The sequence below is a fragment of the Micrococcus sp. genome (assembly GCF_030523875.1).
Lineage (GTDB): Bacteria > Actinomycetota > Actinomycetes > Actinomycetales > Micrococcaceae > Micrococcus.
In genome coordinates, this window is sequence record NZ_JAUNHR010000005.1 from 21,435 (window position 1) to 41,714 (window position 20,280).

At 75.9% G+C, this 20,280-nt stretch carries 19 protein-coding genes and 2 riboswitches; of the genes, 12 read left to right on the plus strand and 7 right to left on the minus strand.

What is annotated here, in order from left to right; translation table 11 throughout:
* Window positions 1–185: 185 nt before the first annotated feature.
* Window positions 186–1,337 carry a glutathione S-transferase family protein gene (locus Q4D18_RS01470; RefSeq protein WP_303125079.1) on the minus strand — a complete coding sequence of 384 codons (1,152 nt, stop codon included), beginning with the start codon at window positions 1,335–1,337 and terminating at the stop codon, window positions 186–188.
* Between the two features lie 12 nt (window positions 1,338–1,349).
* Here Q4D18_RS01470 and Q4D18_RS01475 point away from each other — a divergent pair, with 12 nt between their 5' ends.
* Window positions 1,350–2,162, plus strand: coding sequence for an MBL fold metallo-hydrolase (locus Q4D18_RS01475; RefSeq protein WP_303125081.1), 813 nt, complete (start codon window positions 1,350–1,352; stop codon window positions 2,160–2,162).
* A 204-nt stretch (window positions 2,163–2,366) separates the two neighbouring features.
* Window positions 2,367–2,915: a universal stress protein gene (locus tag Q4D18_RS01480; RefSeq protein ID WP_303125083.1), complete on the plus strand. Its 549-nt coding sequence runs from the start codon at window positions 2,367–2,369 to the stop codon at window positions 2,913–2,915.
* On the opposite strand, the gene Q4D18_RS01485 is transcribed toward Q4D18_RS01480, so the two are convergent.
* On the minus strand, window positions 2,882–4,348 hold the full coding sequence (locus Q4D18_RS01485; protein WP_303125084.1) for a mechanosensitive ion channel family protein: 1,467 nt from the start codon (window positions 4,346–4,348) through the stop codon (window positions 2,882–2,884). The genes Q4D18_RS01480 and Q4D18_RS01485 overlap by 34 nt on opposite strands.
* Window positions 4,349–4,459: 111 nt before the next feature.
* Here Q4D18_RS01485 and hisD point away from each other — a divergent pair, with 111 nt between their 5' ends.
* Together hisD and Q4D18_RS01495 are read left to right on the plus strand one after the other, a co-directional pair.
* Entirely contained in the window at window positions 4,460–5,779 is a 1,320-nt protein-coding gene (gene hisD / locus Q4D18_RS01490; protein WP_303125085.1) for a histidinol dehydrogenase, read from the plus strand.
* Window positions 5,780–5,789: 10 nt separating this feature from the next.
* On the plus strand, window positions 5,790–6,167 hold the full coding sequence (locus Q4D18_RS01495) for an RNA-binding S4 domain-containing protein (RefSeq protein ID WP_303125086.1): 378 nt from the start codon (window positions 5,790–5,792) through the stop codon (window positions 6,165–6,167).
* Between the two features lie 138 nt (window positions 6,168–6,305).
* Here Q4D18_RS01495 and Q4D18_RS01500 read toward each other — a convergent pair whose 3' ends face one another.
* Complete coding sequence (locus Q4D18_RS01500) at window positions 6,306–6,959, minus strand: hypothetical protein (RefSeq protein ID WP_303125088.1); 654 nt, start codon at window positions 6,957–6,959, stop codon at window positions 6,306–6,308.
* Between the two features lie 218 nt (window positions 6,960–7,177).
* Window positions 7,178–7,297, plus strand: a riboswitch (SAM riboswitch).
* 79 nt (window positions 7,298–7,376) lie between these two features.
* On the opposite strand from Q4D18_RS01500, the gene Q4D18_RS01505 reads away from it, so the two are divergent.
* Both Q4D18_RS01505 and Q4D18_RS01510 read left to right on the plus strand, forming a co-directional pair.
* The gene (locus tag Q4D18_RS01505; RefSeq protein ID WP_303125090.1) at window positions 7,377–7,904 is read left to right on the plus strand and encodes a flavin reductase family protein; all 528 of its coding nucleotides are present in this window, start codon (window positions 7,377–7,379) and stop codon (window positions 7,902–7,904) included.
* Between the two features lie 265 nt (window positions 7,905–8,169).
* Entirely contained in the window at window positions 8,170–8,373 is a 204-nt protein-coding gene (locus Q4D18_RS01510) for a cold-shock protein (RefSeq protein ID WP_303125092.1), read from the plus strand.
* Between the two features lie 127 nt (window positions 8,374–8,500).
* Here Q4D18_RS01510 and Q4D18_RS01515 read toward each other — a convergent pair whose 3' ends face one another.
* Genes Q4D18_RS01515 through Q4D18_RS01525 form a run of 3 tightly spaced genes read right to left on the minus strand, consistent with a single transcriptional unit; the run spans window position 8,501 to window position 11,612 of the window.
* Entirely contained in the window at window positions 8,501–9,757 is a 1,257-nt protein-coding gene (locus Q4D18_RS01515; protein ID WP_303125093.1) for an MFS transporter, read from the minus strand.
* Window positions 9,754–11,001, minus strand: coding sequence for an MFS transporter (locus tag Q4D18_RS01520; RefSeq protein WP_303125095.1), 1,248 nt, complete (start codon window positions 10,999–11,001; stop codon window positions 9,754–9,756). Before Q4D18_RS01520 ends, Q4D18_RS01515 begins: the two co-directional genes overlap by 4 nt.
* Before the next feature lie 32 nt (window positions 11,002–11,033).
* A complete protein-coding gene (locus Q4D18_RS01525) occupies window positions 11,034–11,612 on the minus strand; it encodes a thioesterase family protein (RefSeq protein ID WP_303125097.1) in 579 nt (192 codons plus the stop codon).
* A gap of 114 nt (window positions 11,613–11,726) precedes the next feature.
* On the opposite strand from Q4D18_RS01525, the gene Q4D18_RS01530 reads away from it, so the two are divergent.
* Window positions 11,727–12,785 carry an agmatine deiminase family protein gene (locus Q4D18_RS01530; RefSeq protein ID WP_303125099.1) on the plus strand — a complete coding sequence of 353 codons (1,059 nt, stop codon included), beginning with the start codon at window positions 11,727–11,729 and terminating at the stop codon, window positions 12,783–12,785.
* Here the strand turns inward: Q4D18_RS01530 and Q4D18_RS01535 are convergent.
* Window positions 12,721–14,118, minus strand: coding sequence for an AI-2E family transporter (locus Q4D18_RS01535; RefSeq protein WP_303125100.1), 1,398 nt, complete (start codon window positions 14,116–14,118; stop codon window positions 12,721–12,723). The two genes, Q4D18_RS01530 and Q4D18_RS01535, sit on opposite strands and share 65 nt — an antisense overlap.
* Before the next feature lie 47 nt (window positions 14,119–14,165).
* A riboswitch (TPP riboswitch) is annotated at window positions 14,166–14,271 on the plus strand.
* Window positions 14,272–14,352: 81 nt separating this feature from the next.
* Between Q4D18_RS01535 and Q4D18_RS01540 the strand changes: the two genes are divergently transcribed.
* The 5 genes from Q4D18_RS01540 (at window position 14,353) to Q4D18_RS01560 (ending at window position 20,246) form a co-directional block, all read left to right on the plus strand.
* On the plus strand, window positions 14,353–15,441 hold the full coding sequence (locus tag Q4D18_RS01540) for a thiamine ABC transporter substrate binding subunit (RefSeq protein ID WP_303125102.1): 1,089 nt from the start codon (window positions 14,353–14,355) through the stop codon (window positions 15,439–15,441).
* Window positions 15,441–17,162 (plus strand): iron ABC transporter permease, encoded by a 1,722-nt coding sequence (locus tag Q4D18_RS01545; RefSeq protein ID WP_303125104.1) that lies wholly within the window; start codon window positions 15,441–15,443, stop codon window positions 17,160–17,162. The genes Q4D18_RS01540 and Q4D18_RS01545 overlap by 1 nt, the downstream gene beginning before the upstream one ends.
* On the plus strand, window positions 17,162–17,932 hold the full coding sequence (locus Q4D18_RS01550; RefSeq protein WP_303125106.1) for an ABC transporter ATP-binding protein: 771 nt from the start codon (window positions 17,162–17,164) through the stop codon (window positions 17,930–17,932). Before Q4D18_RS01545 ends, Q4D18_RS01550 begins: the two co-directional genes overlap by 1 nt.
* A 10-nt stretch (window positions 17,933–17,942) precedes the next feature.
* Window positions 17,943–18,464 (plus strand): TetR family transcriptional regulator, encoded by a 522-nt coding sequence (locus Q4D18_RS01555; RefSeq protein WP_303125108.1) that lies wholly within the window; start codon window positions 17,943–17,945, stop codon window positions 18,462–18,464.
* A gap of 219 nt (window positions 18,465–18,683) precedes the next feature.
* Window positions 18,684–20,246 (plus strand): RNase H family protein, encoded by a 1,563-nt coding sequence (locus Q4D18_RS01560; RefSeq protein ID WP_303125110.1) that lies wholly within the window; start codon window positions 18,684–18,686, stop codon window positions 20,244–20,246.
* The last annotated feature ends 34 nt before the right edge of the window (window positions 20,247–20,280 follow it).

The window sequence follows — 20,280 nt, forward strand, 5'->3', positions numbered from 1 at the left end:
GACGAAGCGGAAGGGGGCAGGACGGTGCAGGGCGGGACGCGCCGGCGGGCCGGGCGGGACTCGCTCCGCGGCACGTCGTGGTCACGACACGCCGTCGGTCGAGTCCGTCGGACGGCATGTCGTGACCACAACCGGGGGCGAAGCGGGAGGCGCACTGACGGGGCGCCCCGGGGACGCCGGGGCCCTCAGCGCAGCGGCGTGTGCGCCGGGTCGACCCGCTCGTCCGGGCGCGCCGGCCCCGGGGCGGTGCCGCCGCCCCACGGGTCGCCGCCGAGCTCCTCGCGCCCGTGCGGGCTCAGCCAGCCGCTCAGGTCCGGGCCCTGCGGGACGATCCCGGTGGGGTTCACGTCCCGGTGCACCTCGTAGTAGTGGTGCTTGATCTGCACGAAGTCGATCGTGTCCCCGAAGCCGGGCGTCTGGAACAGGTCGCGGGCGTAGCCCCACAGGGCCGGCATCTCGGTGAGCTTGTTCCGGTTGCACTTGAAGTGGCCGTGGTACACGGCGTCGAACCGGGCGAGCGTGGTGAACAGCCGCACGTCGGCCTCCGTGATCTGCCCGCCCATGAGGAACCGGCGCGTGGTCAGCCGCTCCTCGAGCCAGTCCATGGCCGCCCAGAGCCGCCCATAGGCCTCGTCGTAGGACTCCTGCTCGCCCGCGAAGCCGCACCGGTACACACCGTTGTTCACCTCGGTGAAGACCCGGTCGATCACCTCGAACATCTCGTCCCGCTCCGGCCCGGCGTCGGGGATCAGCTGCGGGGCGCCGTCGCGGTGGTGCGCGGTCCACTCGGTGCTGAAGTCCAGGGTGATCTGCGGGTAGTCGTTGGTGACGACGCCGCCGCTCGGCACGTCCACCACGGCCGGCACGGTGATCCCGCGCGGGTAGTCGGGGAACCGGGCCAGGTAGTTCTGCTGCAGGCGCTCGGTGCCGAGCACGGGGTCCTTCCCGCCCTCGTCGAGGTCGAAGGTCCAGGAGCGCTCGTCGTGGACGGGGCCGGGCATGCCCACGGAGATCGCGTCCTCGAGGCCGAGCAGCCGCCGGACGATGAGGGTGCGGTTGGCCCACGGACACGCGCGGGCGGCCACGAGGCGGTAGCGGCCGGCCTCCACGGGCCATGCCTCGGCGCCCTCGGTCAGTCCGCCGCCCACGCGGCCGACGCGTGAGTACTCCTCGCGGTCCTGGGCGCGGACCGCCTCCGGGTCCGCGACGATCCGATCCGTGATGTAGTTCGTGTCCCGCTCGTAGCCGCCGGCCTCGATGTAGGATCCGCCGCCCGCGGGGGCCTGCGCCCCGGAGTCGGCGGACGGGGCGGCCTGGGTGCTCGTGGTGTTCTCCATACACTGAAGCGTATGACCGTCGCCGCGCCGACCCCAGGGCCCACGCCCGCCCCGCTCGTGCGGTGCGTGACCGCGCGCAACCCCTCCCCCATGACCCTCGCCGGGACGAACACCTATGTGCTCTTCGCGGACGACGCCGCGACCGCCGTCGTGGTGGACCCCGGGCCTGCGGAGGACGCCGGGGGCCACGCCGAGCGCGTCCTGGCCGCCGCCGAGGGGCGCGCCGTGGAGCTGATCCTCGTGACCCACCGGCACGCGGACCACACCGGCGGAATCGATGCGTTCCACGCCGCCACCGGCGCCCCCGTCCGGGCCGCCGACCCCGCGCACTGCCGTGCCGCCGCGCCGCTGAGCCCGGACGAACGGATCGAGGCGAGCGGCGTCGTCGTGGAGGCCTGGCACACGCCCGGGCACACGTCCGACTCCTACTGCTTCGTGCTCCCGGGCTCCGGGGCGCACGGCGCCGTGCTCACGGGGGACACGATCCTCGGCGAGGGGACCACCATGCTGGACCACCCGGACGGCACCCTGGCCGACTACCTCGACTCGCTCGAGCGGCTCGAGGACGCCGGCCCGCTCACCGTGCTGCCCGCGCACGGGCCCGTGCCCGCCCCGCTGGAGACGATCGCCCGGGACTACCTCGACCACCGCGAGGGCCGCCTGGCCCAGATCGAGCGCGTCCTCGAGGGGATGGACCCGCACGACGCCGCCGCGATCGCCCCCGCCGAGCTCGTCCCCCTGGTCTACCCGGGGCTCGAGGGCCCGGTCCGGCAGGTGGCCGAGCAGGTCATGGCCTCGCACCTGGCGTACCTGCGGGAGGGCTGAGACACAGGGACGCGGCCACCCGGTCGACGCGCGCCACTCCGCCCGGTCGACGTTCTTCCGCAGGGTCGCCCTGAATCAGGGCGACCCTGCGAGAAGGGGTCGACCCCGTGGGGGCGGAACCGGAGGGGAACGTCCGGCGCGGGGCTACAGTGGCCCCGACCGGCGGGAACGCCTCCCGCCTCCGCGGACCGGAAAGGGACCGTCATGACCATCCTCGTCGCCTACAAGAACAGCACCACCGCCAAGGCCGCCCTGCACACCGCCCTGGACATCGCCCGGGAGACGGGCGAGGAGGTCGTGGTGGTCAACGCCGGCCCGGGCGGGGAGCACCGCAGCAAGTCCCTCATCACCGAGGCCGAGCAGCTCGAGCTGCAGTCCGTCCTGGACGCCTCCGGCGTGCCCGCCACGTTCCGCCAGTACGCCCGGGACCGCTCCACGGCGGACGAGATCACCGCGGTGGCCTCCGAGATCGAGCCCTCCCTCGTGGTGATCGGCCTGCGCCGCCGCGGCGGCTTCGGCCGGTTCGTGATGGGCTCCCTGGCCGACGAGCTGCTGCAGAAGGTGGACCAGCCGGTGCTGTGCGTCAAGGAGTACCGCGGCACCACCCCCGACGCCGTCAGCCATGTGGCCCAGACGGACCCCTCGCTCGGGGACACCGCCCCCTCGCGGCCGTACGAGACCCCGCGCCCCTTCGCGCACGCCCAGGACACGCGCGAGGATCAGCCGCGCGAGGGCGGCTCCTCCTCCGTCTGAGCCTCCTCGGCCCGGCGGGCGCGGCGCTCGGCGTAGGCGTCCTCGCCGGGGCCGTCCATCTCGTGGTTGCGCCGCACGGCGCGGATCGAGCCGGTGTACAGGGACGCGTTCCCGCCGGCCTGCGCCAGCGGCACGGACCCGGTGCTCGGCCGCGCGGGCCCCGCGGCGCCCTCCACCGTCGGCAGGGGGCGCGTGGCGGGGCCGGTCGACTCCCCCGCCGCGAGCCCGGGGACCGCGGACCCGGACGTGGCGGCGGCGGAAGCGTCGTCGTCGTGGGCGGCGTGCAGGGGCCGCTCCGCGAGGCGCTGGGTGTAGATGCCCTCGGGGTACTCGGCGCGCAGGAAGCCCACGAGGTCCTCGCGGACCAGGCAGCGCAGGTCCCACAGGTCGCCGGAGTTGCGGGCCGAGACCACGGCGCGGATGCGGACCATGCCGCCGACCGCGTCGATCACCTGCATGGCGTTCTCCTGCCCGTCCCACAGCTCGGTGGACTCGAGCAGCTCGGTCAGGCGCGCCCGCAGCGCGTCCATGGGCACGCGCCAGTCCACGTCCATCTCCACGACGCCGGCCACCTGCGAGCCCACGCGGGTCCAGTTCTCGAAGGGCTCGGAGGTGAAGTGGGAGGACGGGTAGACCATCCGGCGCCCGTCCCACAGCTTGACCACCACGTTGGAGAGGGTGACCTCCTCCACCGTGCCGAACACGCCCTTCATGTCCACCACGTCTCCCACGCGCACCGAGTCCGTGAAGGCCAGCTGGAAGCCGGCGAACACGTTGGTCAGCGTGGACTGCACGGCCAGGCCGGCGATCACGGAGATCAGACCCGCGGAGGCCAGCAGGCCGGCGCCGAGCGAGCGCACCTCGGGGATGGCCAGCAGCACCGCGGCCAGGGCCACCACCACGATCACGGCGTTGAGGACCCGGCGGATCAGGATGGTCTGGGTGCGGATCTTGCGCTCGCGGCGGTCGTTGACGCCGGGGTGGCGGTACTTGGCCAGGACGGCGCCCTCCACCGCCCCCACGATCCGCCACGCGGCCCACGCCGCGGCGGCTGCCACTGCCACGAGCAGCACGAACGACGCCGGCCGGAACCACGTCTGCCCCTCCGCCATCACGGTGAGCGCCACGCGCGCCCCGAGCAGGCCCGTGAACAGGGAGACCGGCAGGGTGAGCCGCGCGACCTGCGCCCGGAGGCCGTCCCGCCGGAAGAGGACCAGGCGGGCCAGCAGGAACACGCCGTAGGTGACCAGCCCGACCGTCAGGAACGCGCCGGCCACGGCGGCCACCGTGCCCCACTCGACGCCCAGCGCGGCCGCGGCGCGGGACGCGCCGTCGGCCACGTCCGACTCCACCCCCTCGGGGACCACCCGCTCCGCGGCCAGGCGGACGGCGGACGCGAGGGGCGGGGCGGAGAGCACGGTCACGGCGGGCATGACGACAGTCTGACACCCGCGCCCGGACGCCGTCCGGGACGGAGCACAATGGTCCCTGACCGCGCCGCCGCACCCCCGCCGGCGGCGCATCCCCGCGACGAAAGGGACCCCGTGCTCTCCGTGACCGACCTGCGCGAGCTGGACACCGCCACCGCCGACCTGTCCCGCGTGATCCCGCGCGCGGACGTGGACGTGGCCTCGGTGGTGCCGCGGGTCACCCCGATCATCGAGCGGGTCCGCGACGGCGGCGAGCGGGCCCTCCTGGACCTCGCCGAGCAGTTCGACGGCGTCCGCCCGCCCGCGCTGCGCGTGCCCGCCGAGGCGCTCGCGGCGGCCCTCGAGGACCTCGACCCGACGGTCCGCGCCGCCCTCGAGGAGTCCATCGCCCGCGCCCGCAGGGTCCACGCGGCGCAGATCCCGGCCGGCTCCACGGTGGAGCTGGGCGAGGGCGCCGTCGTCGAGAACCGCTGGGTGCCCGTGGAGCGCGTGGGCCTGTACGTGCCCGGCGGCCGCGCCGTGTACCCCTCCTCCGTGGTGATGAACGTGGTGCCGGCCCAGGCGGCCGGCGTCGAGTCCCTCGTGGTGACGTCCCCGCCGCAGCGGGACCACGGCGGGCTGCCGCACCCCACCGTGCTCGCCGCGTGCGCGCTGCTGGGCGTGGACGAGGTCTACGCCGCCGGCGGCGCGCAGGCCGTGGCCATGCTGGCGCTCGGCGTCCGCCAGGACGACGGCGAGGGCTGGCTCTGCGCGCCCGTGCGGATGGTCACGGGGCCGGGCAACGTGTACGTCGCCGCGGCCAAGCGCGCCCTGCAGGGGGTGATCGGCGTGGACGCCGAGGCCGGACCCTCCGAGATCGCCGTGATCGCGGACGGCACCGCGCGCGCCGACTGGGTGGCCGCGGACCTGATCAGCCAGTCCGAGCACGACCCGCTCGCCGCGTCCGTGCTGATCACCGACTCCGAGGACCTGATCCGGGACGTGCTGGCCGCCGTCGAGGCCCAGGTGCCGGGGGCGTTCCACGAGGACCAGATCCGGACGGCGCTGACCGGCGCCCAGTCCGGGGTGCTGCTCGTGCGGGACATGGAGCAGGCCCTCGAGGTCTCCGACCTCTACGCCACCGAGCACCTGGAGATCCAGACGCGCGACCCGGACGCCCTGGCCGCGCGGGTGCGCAACGCCGGCGCCGTGTTCGTGGGCCCGTACTCCCCGGTGCCGCTGGGCGACTACTCCGCCGGCTCCAACCACGTGCTGCCCACCTCCGGCACCGCGCGGTTCTCCTCCGGCCTGAACACCGTGACGTTCCTGCGCTCCCAGCAGCTGATCCGCTACGGCGAGGCCGGGCTGAAGGAGCTCGCCGACGGCATCTCCGCCCTGGCCGAGGACGAGCGCCTCCCCGCCCACGGCGTGGCCGTCCGGGCCCGGTTCGCGTGAGGGGCCGGGCATGAGCGCCGTCCGGCTGGACGCGTGGCTGTGGGCCGTGCGCATGTACAAGACCCGCTCGGCGGCCACCGCGGCCGTGCGCGGCGGGCACGTGCGCGTCAACGACGAGCCCGTGAAGGCCGCCCACACGCTGGCGGTCGGGGACCGGGTCCGGCTGCGCAAGGACCAGCGCGAGCGGATCCTCGAGGTCACCGGGCTGATCTCCAAGCGCGTCGGGGCGCCCGTGGCCGTGAAGAACTACATCGACCACTCCCCCGCGCCCATCCCGCGCGAGCTGCTGGCCGTGCCCGTCCGCGAGCGCGGCGCCGGCCGGCCCACCAAGCGGGACCGCCGGCAGCTGGACGCGCTGCGCGGGCGGGACGGGGCCGGGCGGGGCTGACCCGCCCCCGTTCCCCGTCCGGATCTCCGACGTCCTGGCACTCCTCCGACGCAGACCGCGCAGGAGATGTCGCAGGACGTCGCAAAGCCGGGCGGCGCGGGGACGAGGCCTCGGGGCGGAGGTCCTCCAGTCCTGCGCTCAGCCCTGCCCGTCCTCCTGGACCTCGCCCACGACGAAGCGGAAGGGGCCGTCGCCGTCGGCCCGGACCAGGAACGTGACGTCCCGCTGCTCGGGGACGGGAGGGAGGGTCGCGATCCAGCCGCAGTCCTCGGACCAGACCCCGCGATCGACCGCTCCGCCGGTGCCCAGGGACAGCGAGGAGCCGCCCGCCACCCCGTCGTCGCAGATCAGCACCACACGGTGCCGGGTGCCCTGGGGGACGTCCGCCAGCGTCAGGCGCAGCTCCTTCTCCGCGACGCGCTCCTCGATCCGGGTGACGCCCTCGAGGTCCCGGTACTCCGGGTGGTCGGCGGCCCACTCCTGGAGCGTGGTGCCGTCCTCCTGGAACAGGGAGGCCGGGAAGGCGGCGGGTGCCGGCTCCTCCAGCGTCAGGTCCGAGGCCTCCCCCACCGTGGGCGTCGCGGAGCCGACCTCCTGCCCGGCGGACGACGACGGGGCCGGCGTCGACGCCGAGGTGACAGCGGGCGACGACGCCGCGGCCGACGGCGTCGTCTCCGCCGGGGCTGAGTCGGCGCCGGCGGAGCACGCCGTGAGCGCCAGCCCGGCGAGGGCCAGGCCGGCGGCGATCACGCCGCGGGCCGGGTGGGGACGGGTGATCTGGACGGTCCGCATGGGAGCCCCCTCATCCTCCGCGGGCACGGGCCCGCGATCCTGCTGGTGGGGCCGCCGTCGGCGGTCTCGACCCGCCCCCCATGATCGAGTGGATCGAGCATGCGCCTGACAACCTCATGTGTCAACGATCACATCCGGCGGGCCCGTGACGCCCCGCGTCGTCCGCATCCAGGACGACTTTGACCGCCCTGCGGGCCGCTCCGTAGGCTGGCCCGAAGAATCACGAGCTCCCGTCATTCACGGCCCTGGCCGGCGGGACGGCAACCCTCTCACGCAGTAGTGGGGTGCTCCAGGTGAGGATTCGGCCCCCGGGGACCCCCGGCGGGCAAGTACCGCGTCTCCGCGGGTCCCGGTCGGGGTCCGTGAGGAACACCGCGCACCGCGGAGCCGCGTCAGTCATCGGAAGAGGACTCACGCATGACCGCCACGCTCACCCGCCTCCCCGGCTCCCTCTGGACTACCGACGTCTCCAAGGACTCCCTGCGCCACGGCCTGTCCGCGTTCCCCACGGGCGTGGTCGCCGTGACCGGCCACGTGGACGACCGCGACGAGGTCATGGTGTCCTCCTCCTTCGGCGTCGGGATCTCCTGGGAGCCCGCCCTGGTCTCCTTCTCCGCGCAGAACTCCTCCCGCACGTGGCCGCGGCTGCGGCAGGCGGAGACGATCGGCATCTCCCTGCTGGCCGAGGACCAGACCCACCTGTGCCGGCAGCTCGCCTCGCGCGACGGGGACCGGTTCGCCGGCGTGGAGGTCCACCGCTCCCCGCTGGGCGCCCCCCTGCTGGACGGCTCAAGCCTGTGGCTGGAGACCCGGATCCACGCGGAGGTGCCCGCGGGGGACCACACCGTGGTCCTGCTCGAGGTCACCGGGTTCGCGGACCACACCGACGACGTCCCCCCGGCCACGCTCCACCGGAACCTCTTCCACGGCCTACGCGGCCTCTGAGCGCACCGCCGCCACGGTTCCGCCGCCCACTCCGGACGTGAACAGCGGATGAACTCCCACCCGATGGTCGTCGTCCTCCCCAGACTGTGACATGATGGAGCCTGAAGTTGATCTAGCTGTACATCGCACTTCCGTGCTTGTCAGGTCCGGTTCCCGGTCCCGATGGGTGTGGGGCAAGCGGTTCAGTCTTGCCGCTTCACCCGCTGGCCCACCGTCAGCGGCCCCCACCGTCCTCGTCACGAGGGCACATCGAAAGGACACCATCATGGCTGTCGGTACCGTCAAGTGGTTCAACGCTGAGAAGGGCTTCGGCTTCATCGCCCCGGAGGACGGCTCCGCTGACGTCTTCGTGCACTTCTCCGCCATCCAGGGCTCGGGCTTCAAGGAGCTCCAGGAGAACGACCGCGTCGAGTTCGAGACCCAGCAGGGCCCCAAGGGCCTGCAGGCCGCGGACGTCACCAAGATCTGATCAGCTTCCCCTGATCTTCTCGGGGCACTCCCCCGGATCCCCGACGGCCCCCGTCGCTCCCCTCGGAGCACGGGGGCCGTCGTCGTCCCCGGACACGTCCGGGGCGTGGTCCGCCGTGCGGCGCGTCTCAGGGACGACGCCGGCCCCGCGCCACGCGCTCGACGCCCGAGAGGGCCAGCACCGCGCACGCGCACCACACCGCGGCTCCCGGACCGAGCGGGGCGGCGAGCAGCCCCGCGCCGGCCGGCAGCAGCACCTGGCCCAGCCGGTTGCCCATGAGGCGCACGGCCAGGGCGGTGGAGCGCCAGGACCGGGGCACGGCCTCGCTGATCAGGGACATGGTCAGCGGCTGGCCCAGGCCGAGCGTCAGCCCACCGAGCACCATGGCGGCCGCCGCCAGGGGCAGCAGGCCGGGGCGGGCCATGGCAGAGGGCACCACGGCGATCGCGGCCGCGGACACCAGGAGCGCCACCTGCAGCAGCAGCTCGCGGCTGAACCGCCGCCGCACCCACGGCAGCAGCACGCGGGACACCAGCGACCCGGCCCCGCGCAGCGCGAGCAGGGCGCCCACCCATCCGGCGCCCACACCGTGCCGCTCCCCCACGAGCGGCAGGAACGCGGTGAGGATGTCCAGCACGGCGAGCAGGGCCAGGGAGGCGCCCATCGCCGAGCCCACCCCCGGGCGGGCCAGGATCGCCCCCGCCCGCGGCGTGCCGGCGTCGGCGGCAGCCGACGCGGGGGCCTCCGTCCCACCCCGCGCACCGGGCACCTCCGGGTGACGACGCCGGGCCTCGGGGGTGAGCAGGACGGGCAGGACGCCGGCTGCGGCGATGCCCGCGGACCACCACAGGGCGGCGGCCGTGGCCCCCGCCGAGGCGCCCCCGCCGCCAGCCACGAGCCAGCCGCCCAGCAGCGGGCCGAGCATCTGGCCCACCGAGTAGGCGGCCGTGAACCAGCCGAACCCCGCGTCCAGGCGGGCGGAGGCGGCACGGCGGGCGATCGCGGCCTGCCCCGCGATGGTGAACGCCAGATGCCCCATGCCCAGCACCGCCGAGGCCGCCACCACGCCCGTCACGTCCCGGGCCAGGGCCAGCCCGGCCCCGCCGGCGGCCATCACGAGCGCCCCGGTGACCACCACCGGCACCGCCGAGGGGGCCCGGTCCGTCACCCGCCCCAGCCACAGGGCGCCCAGCAGCGGCAGGAGGGCGTAGGCCGCGGTGGCCAGGCCCACGGCCACGTCCGAGGCCCCGAGGGCCAGCAGGTGGTAGCTGGTGACGGGCCGGGCGAGGTTGAGCGCGGTCTGGGTGAGCACGGCGCCGGCCACCAGGGCCCACAGCCACGCCAGGCGCCGCGGGTCCGCGGCAGGTGCGGCGCCGCCGCTCACGCCGTGCTTCCCGCCGCGGCGCGGTCGGTGTGGCGCCGCAGCAGGAGCACCGCCACGAGCGCGAGCGCGTACCCCGCGCCGACCGCCGCGAAGCCGAGCCGGAAGTCGCCGGTGAGGTCCCGCAGCAGGCCCATCACCAGCGGCCCGCACGCGAAGCCGGCGTACATGCCCATGGCGTTCACGCCGGTGGCCCGGCCGAGGTGCTCGGCGGGGACCACGTCCAGCAGGCCGGCGTTGGTGACCACGTTGGCCCCCAGGACGGTCAGGCCGTGCACCGCGGCGCCCGCCCACAGCAGGGCCGGTGCGTGGGCGAGGTCCGCGGCCAGGAACACCCCGACGCCGGCCATCGAGCCCAGGGCGATCCCCGCCAGCAGGGTGGTGGGCCGGTGGCCGGCGCTCATCCGCCGGCCCCACCAGATCCGGGAGGCCACGCCGATCACCCCCGAGGCCGCGGCGGCCGCGCCGCCCACCACGAGGGACAAGCCGAGGGACTCCACCGCGAACAGCGGCAGGTACGCGTTGGTGGCCTGCATGCCCAGCCCGGTGAGGAAGGCGATCGCCGCGAAGAACCAGACCGTGGCCGGCAGCGGAACCCGACCCGCCCGCGCGTCGGCTGCGGTCGCGGCCCCGGACGAGGCCGGCAGCGGGGGCACCGCGGCCACCGCCACCGCCCACAGCACCGCGGCGAGGCCGGCGGCCGCGAGGGCGGCCCCGGTCCAGCCCAGGACGAGCGCCGCCGTCGGGAAGAAGAGCCCCGCCACCAGCTGGGAGACCTGCACGCCGGACTGCTTCACGCCGATCCACCCGATGCGCCTCTCCGCCGGGACCACCGAGCGGATGACCCGGTTGGTGGTGGGGTTGGAGATCGCCTGGGTGACGCCCGCGACGGCGGCCGCCGCGTAGAGGGCCCCCAGCGTGGTCGCGAAGGCGCCCACGGTCAGGGCGAGGACCGAGCCGCCGAAGATGATGCTCATCTGCGTCCGGGAGGACAGGCGGTCCGCCGCCCGGCCCAAGGCCACGGACGTCACCGCGGCCGAGGCGAACACCACGGTGAGCACGGTGCCCAGCCGGCCCGAGCTCACCCCGAGACGCTCGATCACCACGGTGGAGGAGGCCGAGACGCCGTAGTTGAACAGGGCGCCCACGCCCATGGCGGCCAGCAGCACCAGCAGCAGGCCGGTGCCCGGCGCACGCTGCTCCCCCGCCGGAGCGGGCCGGGCGGAGGAGGGGTCGGAGGGCGTCACGGGGACCAGGGTAGACCGCCGCCCCGCCGCGCTCAGGCGTGTGCGGCGTCCTGCTCCCACACGTGCGGCATGGGCGTGCGGGCGGAGGGCAGGGCGATGCGACCTCGCCACTCGTGCAGCCACTCGGGCAGGACGGGCTCGGCGGCGAGGTCGTGGCCGAGCTCGGCCAGGAGGGCGCGCAGGTCGTCGTTGGGGACGGGCGTGCCGTCGCGCCCGCGCAGCCGGCCGCAGACGATCGCGCGGACGGCCACGTCGCCGTCCACCACGGCGCGGTGCTCGATCCACATGGCCCGCTCGTCCAGGCCGAGGATCCGGGTCTCCACGGAGAACGCGGTCCCGAGGGTCACGGAGCGGCGGAACGCGATCTGCTCCGCCTGCACCACGGGCAGCCAGCCCCGCTGCCGGCAGGCCTTCCACAGGCCGGTGCGGACCATGAGGTCGAAGCGCCCGAGGTCGAACAGGCCGAAGTACTGGCCGTTGTTGATGTGCCCGGCGAAGTCCACGTCCGTGGGCAGGGCGCGCAGGGGCAGCGAGGCGGGGTCCCAGACTCCCAGACGGGGCCGGCGTCGGGCGCGGGAGAGGACCAGGGCGGTGCGGGGCAGGAGGTGCATGGGCCCACCCTGCCATGCCCGGCGCGCCGTAGAGTGGAGTGCCCGCGCGGTGCGCCCCGATCCGTCCCCGCCGCGGCGCCGCCCCGCCAGCCCCACCGACAGGACCACCCCGCCATGTCCGAGCCCGGCCACGACCGGCACCGCCCGCACGCCGCCGCCCCGTGGGCCGAGCCCGAGCGGATCTGGCTCGCGCTGCCCGTCGCGCACCCCAAGCCGTCGATGCTGGACGAGGCGCGCGACGCCGTCGCCGGGCTGGCCGAGTCGGTGGCCGCCGTCGGGGAGGCCGTCGTGCTCGTGGACCCCGACGACCACGGCGCCGCCCGCCTGCTGCCCCGCTCCGTCGCGCGCGTCCCCGCCCGCCTGCGCACCCCCCTGCTCGGGCGCACCGGGCCCACGTTCGTGCACGTCGGCGACGCCGTCGAGGCCGTGCACTGGCGCCTGCCCTCCCGCACCCAGGGCGGCCCGGAGGGGCACGACGCCGAGGCCGGCGCCGTCGTCGCGCGCGCCGGGGGCCTGACCGTGCACACCCCGCTGCTGGCCGCGCCGCCGGCCGCGTGGGCCACGGACGGGGAGGGCACCGCGGTGGCCTCCACGATGCTCCTGGACGCCGACGTCAACGACGGCTGGGGACAGGGCCGGGTGGAGGAGGAGCTCGCGAGCCGGCTGGGGATCGAGCGCGTGGTGTGGCTGCCCGCCGCCGCCCCCCGGGAGGCCGGGCCATACGGCGGGCTCGCCCACCTGCACCCGTGGGTGAGGTTCACCGCTCCGGGCGCGGTGGCCGTGAATTGGCAGTCCGGCCGCCTGCACCCGGACCACGCCCCCGGCGCGGCCGCCGTGCACGTGCTCGCCGGCGTCGAGGACGCCCGCGGCCGGACGCTGCAGGTGCACACGGTGCCCCCGGCCGTCCCCGAGGCCGGCGCCGCCCCCGAGGGCACGGGGCCGCGCTCCCTGCTGGACACGGTGCGGATCGGCCCGGCCCACGTGCTGCGCCCGGCCTTCGCGGACCCGGAGACGGACGCCCGGGCCGCCGCCGAGGCCGCCCGCCTGCACCCGGGGCTCGAGCAGGTGCCGTTCCCCCAGCCGCCGGTGCTGCGCCTGCTGGGGGCGTTCAGCGACCTGCTGCTCCCCCAGCCGTGTCCGGCGTCGTCCCCGGCTCCGGCTCCGGCGGGCTGACCCCGTCCACGCGGGGGGACATCAGCGGCGAGGAGGGGCCGGCCTCCCGCTCCGCCTCCCGGGCCGCCAGGCGCACCCGCTCCTCCGCGGCGGTGTCCAGGGAGACGGAGCCGGGCTCGGCCTCGTGGTCGGCGGCGTGGGAGCCCACCACGTCCCGCGGGCGGCGCAGCAGCGCGAGCAGCGAGGACTGGCGGATCTCCATGCCCTTCAGATCCGAGGCGATCAGGGAGTTGACCCAGCGGGAGCCGGGGTCGGCGTCGATCAGGATCGCCTTGACCAGCAGCGTGCAGGGCAGGGCGAGGATGGCGCCGAGCGGGCCGAGGACCCAGGCCCAGAACAGCAGGGACAGGAAGCTGACGGTGGGGACCACGCCTACCGCGTCCCCCGCCACCTTGGGCTGGATGATGGACTGCAGCACGAAGTTCAGCACCGAGTAGCTGATCACCACGGCCAGGAACGCCTGCCAGCCGCCCTCCATGAGCCCCAGCAGGGCCGGCGGGATCAGGCCGATCACGAAGCCCACGTTCGGGATGTAGTTGGTCAGGAAGCTCAGCACGCCCCACACGAGCACCATGGGCACGCCGATCGCCATGAGCGCCACGACGTCCAGGAGGGCCACGATCAGCCCGAACACGGTGGTGACGATCCAGTACCGCCGCACGCCGTGCGCGAAGTCCAGCAGGGCGCGGCCCAGCTCGTGGCGGGCGGTGTTGAGCAGGTCCACGCGCCGCTCCACCGCCATGGAGTCCATGGCCAGGAAGAACATGCCCATCACCACGGTGGCCAGCAGTCCCATCACGGCGTAGATGTTCGTGGCGATCGTGGTCAGCGCGGTGACCGCGGTCCCGGAGACGGCCTGCAGGTCGATCTGCGCCAGACGCGCGTTGAGCATGTCCGGGGTGATGCCCATGGTCCCCAGCCACCCCACCACGTCCTGGACGATCCGCTCGAACTGCACGGAGTACTCCGGCAGCGCGGTCACCAGCTCCAGCACGGACCACAGCAGCATCCCGACGACGACGGCCAGCACCGAGCCGACCACCACCACGGTGGTGGCCGCGCCGAGCACGGGGTGCACGCCCCGCCGGATGAGCCAGGACTGCAGCGGGTAGGCCACGATCACGAGGTTCAGGCCCAGGAACACGGGCGCGATGATCTGCGAGATCCCCTGCACGAACTGGACGACCACCACGAGGCCGGCCAGCGTCAGGACGATCACGAGCATCCGCGGCCACATGCGGTGCGGCCGACGGATGTCCCAGTCGGAGACGGGAGCGGAGACGCCTCCGGTCGAGGCGGGGCCGGCGTCGGCGGAGGATGCGGAGGCGCTCACGCGCAGGAGTCTACGGCGCGGCCGGGAGGGGGTAGGCTCACGTCCACACACATCGACAGGGGAGCGCCGGCACGGCGCTGAGAGTGCGGTCCGCCGCAGACCCTCGAACCTGCTCCGGCTCGCACCGGCGAAGGAAGTCGAGACCTCCTCCCGGGGGTCGCCGAGCCGGTGGCGCCCCGGCGCCGCCGCCGCGGGGACCTCCCGGCCCCTCCCGCATCGCAGGAGGAAACCCGCATGTCCCGTCCCGTCCGCACCCGCGCCGGCCTCGCCGCGCTGTCCCTGGCCGCGCTCGCCCTCACCGGCTGCTCGGTCTCCGCGCCGGCCGACCCCGCACCCGCCTCCGGCACCGACGCCGCGGGGTCCTCGGCCCCCGCCCAGGGCAAGGGCACCGTCACGATCCTGACCCACGACTCGTTCGCCCTGCCCGAGGAGCTGATCGCCCGCTTCGAGCAGGAGTCCGGCTACACCCTGGTCACCACCGCGCCGGGGGACGCCGGCGCCGTCGTGAACCAGGTGCTGCTCTCGAAGGACGCCCCCGTGGCGGACGGCGTGTACGGCGTGGAGGACCACTCCGCGCACCGCCTCGTGGACCGGCAGGCCGTGGCCCCCTTCACCCCCGCGGACCTGCCGGCCTCGGCGCAGGAGCTCGTGGTGGAGGGCGCCATGACCCCCGTGGACCGCGGCCAGGTCTGCTTCAACACGGACCCCGCGTGGTTCGAGGAGAACAGCCTGCCGGCGCCCACCACCCTGGACCAGCTCCGGGAGCCGGAGTACGCGCGCCTCACCGTCGTGACCTCCCCTGTCACCTCCTCCCCCGGGCTCGCGCTGCTCGCGGCCACCACCGCCGAGTACGGCGAGGACGGCTGGCGGGGCTGGTGGGAGGACCTGCTGGAGGGCGGGGCGAAGGTGGACGCCTCCTGGTCGGACGCCTACGCCGTGGACTTCTCCGGCGGGGAGGGGAAGGGCGAGTTCCCGATCGTGCTCTCCTACTCCTCCTCCCCGGCCTTCGCCCCCGAGACCGAGGTCCTCGAGGACTCCTGCACCCCGCAGGTGGAGTACGCCGGCGTCCTGGCCGGGGCGAAGAACCCCGAGGGCGCGCAGGCGTTCGTGGAGTTCCTCCTCACCGAGGACGTCCAGGCCGCCCTCCCGGAGAACATGTACATGTACCCCGTGGACGACGCGGTGGCCCTGCCCGAGGAGTGGGAGCAGAACGCCCCGCTCGTGGAGGACCCCATCGTCACGGACCCGGCGGCCTTCGACGCCCGCCGCGAGGAGCTGCTGAAGGAGTGGACCGCCCTCGCCGAGGAGGTCCAGGGCTCCTGATGCCCTCCCCCGCCACCACGACGCCGGCCCGCCCGCGCCGCCCACGCCCCGCCGGTCCCGGCGCGGGCGCCGGGTGGCTGGCGGCCGCCGTCGTGCCCGTGGCGTTCCTCGCGGTGTTCTTCGTCTGGCCCGTGGCCGCGATGCTCTGGCGCGGCGTGGCCGGGGTGGACGCCGCCGGCGACCCCACGGGCGCGCTCGACCTGACCGCGTTCGCCGAGGTCCTGGGCCGCGAGCGCACGTGGCGCATCCTGGGCCAGACCCTGGGCATGGCCGCCGCCGGCACCGTGGCCTCCGTGGCCCTCGGCCTGCCCGCCGCGTTCGTCCTGCACCGCCGCCGCTTCCCCGGCCGGCGGCTGCTGCGCGCCGTGGTGCTGGTGCCGTTCGTGCTGCCCACCGTGGTGGTGGGCGTGGCCTTCCGCGCCCTGCTGGCGCCCGGCGGCCCCTTCGGGTGGACGGGCCTGGACCAGACGACCGCCGCCGTCGTGCTGGCCATGGTGTTCTTCAACGTCTCCGTGGTGGTGCGCCAGGTGGGCGCGCTGTGGGCCGCCCTGGACCCGCGCCAGGCCGAGGCCGCCCGCGTGCTCGGGGCCTCCCCGGCCCGGGCGTTCCGCACCGTCACCCTGCCGCAGCTGGCGCCGGCGCTCGCGGGCGCGGCGGCGCTGGTGTTCCTGTTCTGCGCGTCCGCGTTCGGGATCGTGCAGACCCTCGGCCGGCCGGGGTACGGCACCCTCGAGACGGAGATCTGGGTGCAGACCGCCGTGTACCTGGACCTGCGCACCGCCGCCGTGTTCTCCACGCTGCAGCTGGCCGTGGTGCTGACGGCGGTGGCCCTGTCCGGGGTCACCGCGGCCCGGGCCCGGCGCGCGCTGCGCCTGGGCACCGCCCCGCTGCGGCCCCTGACCCGGGCGGACGCGCTCCCGGCGGCCGCCACCGCGCTCGCCGGCGTTCTGGTGGTCGCCCCGCTGCTGGCGCTCGTGGTCCGCTCCTTCCGCTCCCCGGAGGGCTGGGGGCTGCGGAACTACGCGCTGCTGGCTACGAGCCCGGGCACTGGGTTCGCCGGCGGCGTCACCCCGCTCCAGGCCCTCGAGCAGTCCGCGCGCACCGCCCTGGACGCCACCGTGCTCACGCTCGCGGTGGCCGTGCCCCTGGCCCTGCTGCTCACCCGCCCGTTCCGCTCCCGCGCCGCCCGCGGCGCCCAGCGCGCCCTGGACGGGGCGCTGCTGCTGCCGTTGGGGGTGTCCGCGGTGACGGTGGGCTTCGGGTTCGTGGTGTCCCTGCGCGTGCAGGCCCCTGAGCTGGCCGCCTCGGGGGCGCTCGTGCCGATCGCGCAGGCCGTGGTGGCCGTGCCCCTGGCCGTGCGCGCGCTGGTGCCCGTGCTCGCCGCGGTGGACCCGCGGCTGCGTGAGGCCGCCCGCACCCTCGGCGCCCGTCCGGCCCGGGTGCTGGCCACCGTGGACGGCCCGTTCCTGCTGCGCGGGGTGGGCCTGGCGGCCGGGTTCGCGTTCGCCGTGTCCCTCGGGGAGTTCGGCGCCACCAGCTTCCTGGCCGCCGCGGACCGGCCCACGCTGCCCGTGCTCATCGCGCGCCTGCTGGGCCGGCCCGGCGCGGACAACTACGGCATGGCGCTGGCCGCCGCCACGGTGCTGGCCGTGCTCAGCGCCGGCGTCATGCTGGCCTGCGAGCGGCTGCGCCCGCGCGGGGCCGGATCGGGAGGAGTCTGATGGACACGCCCAGCACGACGCGCCCCCGCCACGACGACGGCGCGCTCCGCCCCCGTGGGGCCGCGCTGCGCCTGCGCGGGGTGGCCGTGGCCTACCCGGACGGCTCCGTGCCGGTGTCCCATGCGGACCTGGACGTGGCCCCCGGGGAGGTCGTCGCGCTCGTGGGCGCCTCCGGCTCGGGCAAGTCCACCGTGCTGCGCGGGATCGCGGGCCTGGAGGACGTGGTGGCCGGGACCGTGGAGATCGACGGCGCGGAGGTGTCCGGCGCCGCCGGCGGCCGCCCCGTGCCCACCCACCGCCGCGGGGTCGGGATGGTGTTCCAGGACGGCCAGCTGTTCCCGCACCGCACGGTGGCCCGCAACGTGGCCTACGGCCTCGAGGCCGGCGGGTGGGACCGGGCACGGCGCCGGGCGCGCGTGGCGGAGCTGCTCGCGCTGGTGGGCCTGACGGACCTGGCCGACCGGCCCGTGCGCACCCTCTCCGGGGGCCAGGCCCAGCGCGTGGCCCTGGCCCGCTCGCTCGCCCCCGCCCCGCGCGTGCTCCTGCTGGACGAGCCCCTCTCCGCCCTCGACGCCGACCTCCGGGCCCGCCTGGCCCGCGAGATCCGGGCAGCGCTGCAGGCGGAGGGGACGAGCGCCGTCGTGGTCACGCACGACGCCGCCGAGGCCGCCGTCATGGCGGACCGGACCGTGCGGATGGGCGAAGACGGGGTGCTCCACGGGGCCGCCGCCCCGGACACGTCCGCGAGGCCGGCGGACGCGGCCGGGTAGCCTGCCGACCATGACCCCTCCCCCGTCCCGTGGCCGCCTGAGCGCGGAGGACGTGGTGGACGCCGCCGTCGGGATCCTGCAGGACTTCGGCATGGGGGACCTCTCGATGCGCCGCGTGGCCGCGGTGCTGGGCGTGCAGGCCTCCGCCCTCTACTGGCACGTCCCGGACAAGCAGACCCTGCTGGCGCGCGTGGCGGACCGGATCGTGGCCGAGGTGGAGCACGCCGTCGCCGCCCGCGGCGGGACCGGCGGCGCACCCGCGGACCTGGCGGCGACGGCGGAGGCCGCCGAGGCCGTGCTGCTGCGCCACCGCGACGGCGCCGAGGTCCTCACCACGGCGCTCGCCCTGGGACTGGGCGGGCTGGGCCTGCACCGGCTCCTGACCGACGCCGCACCCTCGCGGGAGGAGGGCGAGCGGGCGCTCGCGCTGCTGCTGGGCACCGTGTCCCTGCGCCAGCAGCGCGCCCAGGCCCAGGCCCTCGGCGTGGCCGTCGGCCCCGACGTCCAGCGTCGGCGCGCGGGCGTGCTCTGACCGGGGCTCGGGAATCCGTGGCCGCTCAGCCCTGCCCTGAGCCGAGTCGGCTCACTAGGGTGTAGCGGACATCGGGTGCCGTGGCGAGTGGACGAGTCACCGACGCGGGGCCCGGGTCCGACGCATCGTCCTGGAACCGGCTCAGATGTCCGGGACGATCCCGAACAGATCGCCGGTGGAGACATGGGAGCATTCAGCAATCACCCTCGGGAGGGGCAGGTGAGGTCCCTCCACTTCGACGTGGACGCCTCGACCCCCGACGGGCTGCTCGACGCCCTGTGGGCCCACACGGGACCCGGCGCCCAGCTGATGGGCGCGCCGGTCCCCGACGGTGCCTTCGTGGACCCGGACCGGCCCACCGAACAGTCCCTCCAGGACCGCCGCGGCAGCCATGTGCCCGGCAGTCACGTGGTCCAGACCTCCGCGCAGGCCGCGGCCCGTGCGGCGGGGCGACCCGCCGCCCGGCCCGGGGCACACGCGGGCTCCACCGCCCTCGTCCGCCGACCCTCCCCCCGCGTGGGCGGCCTCGTCCGGCTGCCCGCCGTGGACCTCACGGCCTCGCCCTGGTCTCCCGCCGGCTTCCTCGCCCCCGCACCAGAGCGGTCCGCACTGCCGCGCACCGCACGCCCCCGCCCGGCGCCGCCGCGGATGCGGGTCCGCACCGACGGCGTCCGCGTGGTGGCCCGCCCCCTGGCGATGCTGCCGGGCGTGGACCATGGCCGCGCCCTGCGCGTGGACCTGCACCCCGTCCAGGACGGCATCGTGTTCGTCTCCCGCCACCTCGAGCTGCGCGAGCTCGGCGACGACCTCAAGGGCACCGTCCTGACGGGCGTGGTCCCGGTGACCCAGCTGGACCGGTTCTGGGCCACGGTGGCCGAGGATCTGCCCGCCGGGCGCCCCGTGATCGTGCGCCTGCGCACGGACACGGACGCGGAGCTGCTCTCCCTCCTCCGGGCGCTCGCGCCTCCGGAGCTGCACGTGGTGTCCTACCGGCTCGACGAGTCCCCCGTGGGCTCCCAGCGCTCGAGCTATCTCCTGCCGGACGTGGACGCGGCCGCCGTGGCCGCCACGGGCGCGGTGCGCACCTCGCTCGAGTCGCTGCGCGCCGAGCAGCAGGTGTCCGAGGACGCCGCCCGCGCCGGCCGGGTGCTGCTGACCCGTCGCCGCGTGGAGCGCCACCTGCGGCGCACGGTGCCGCAGCTCATGCACAGCCTCTCCTTCTCCGACCCCGCCGAGGTCCGGCACGTGTACGTGGACGGCTCGGTGCTGCGCGGGACCCGCACGGGCGGCGCGGCGGCCGTGACCCGCTCCGGCCCGTGGGCCGCGCACGCCCTGCCGGGCGCCACCCTGCCGCTCGAGGCCGAGCTGGAGGCCCTGGCCCTGGGCCACCTGCTGGCGGCGTGGTCCGGCCATCCGGACGAGCGCGTGGTGATCCACTCGGACTCCCGCGCCGCCCTGGCCCTGCTCCGCGACGCCCACCGCGAGCGCCTGACCCTCGGGGACGCCCGCGGCGAGCGGATCCGCCGTGCCCTGCGGCGCCTGCTGGCCACCGTCGACCTCGCGGAGGCCGCCGGCGTCGAGGTGAGCACGGTGTGGGTCAAGGGCCATGCCGGCACGCGCGGCAACGAGCTCGCCGACGACGTCGCCCGCTCGGCCGCGCGCAACACGGCCGCCGGGGTGGAGCCGGAGGACCTGCGCCGCCGGATCGGGCACCTCGTGGACCTGTGGGAGACCACCCTGGGCCGCGGCCACGCCGAGGACACGGACGGCCCCGAGCGCTGATCCGCTCCCCCCGCGAGCCGGGAACCCGGGGCTC

Excerpts from the sequence above, each read along its gene's own strand:
- Q4D18_RS01475 (WP_303125081.1), top strand. The coding sequence starts at position 1,350 with ATGACCGTCGCCGCGCCGACCCCAGGGCCCACGCCCGCCCCGCTCGTG.
- Q4D18_RS01485 (WP_303125084.1), bottom strand. The coding sequence starts at position 4,348 with ATGCCCGCCGTGACCGTGCTCTCCGCCCCGCCCCTCGCGTCCGCCGTC.
- Q4D18_RS01480 (WP_303125083.1), top strand. The coding sequence starts at position 2,367 with ATGACCATCCTCGTCGCCTACAAGAACAGCACCACCGCCAAGGCCGCC.
- Q4D18_RS01510 (WP_303125092.1), top strand. The coding sequence starts at position 8,170 with ATGGCTGTCGGTACCGTCAAGTGGTTCAACGCTGAGAAGGGCTTCGGC.
- Q4D18_RS01540 (WP_303125102.1), top strand. The coding sequence starts at position 14,353 with ATGTCCCGTCCCGTCCGCACCCGCGCCGGCCTCGCCGCGCTGTCCCTG.
- Q4D18_RS01545 (WP_303125104.1), top strand. The coding sequence starts at position 15,441 with ATGCCCTCCCCCGCCACCACGACGCCGGCCCGCCCGCGCCGCCCACGC.
- Q4D18_RS01500 (WP_303125088.1), bottom strand. The coding sequence starts at position 6,959 with ATGCGGACCGTCCAGATCACCCGTCCCCACCCGGCCCGCGGCGTGATC.
- Q4D18_RS01555 (WP_303125108.1), top strand. The coding sequence starts at position 17,943 with ATGACCCCTCCCCCGTCCCGTGGCCGCCTGAGCGCGGAGGACGTGGTG.
- Q4D18_RS01505 (WP_303125090.1), top strand. The coding sequence starts at position 7,377 with ATGACCGCCACGCTCACCCGCCTCCCCGGCTCCCTCTGGACTACCGAC.
- Q4D18_RS01530 (WP_303125099.1), top strand. The coding sequence starts at position 11,727 with ATGTCCGAGCCCGGCCACGACCGGCACCGCCCGCACGCCGCCGCCCCG.
- Q4D18_RS01525 (WP_303125097.1), bottom strand. The coding sequence starts at position 11,612 with ATGCACCTCCTGCCCCGCACCGCCCTGGTCCTCTCCCGCGCCCGACGC.
- Q4D18_RS01495 (WP_303125086.1), top strand. The coding sequence starts at position 5,790 with ATGAGCGCCGTCCGGCTGGACGCGTGGCTGTGGGCCGTGCGCATGTAC.
- Q4D18_RS01470 (WP_303125079.1), bottom strand. The coding sequence starts at position 1,337 with ATGGAGAACACCACGAGCACCCAGGCCGCCCCGTCCGCCGACTCCGGG.
- Q4D18_RS01550 (WP_303125106.1), top strand. The coding sequence starts at position 17,162 with ATGGACACGCCCAGCACGACGCGCCCCCGCCACGACGACGGCGCGCTC.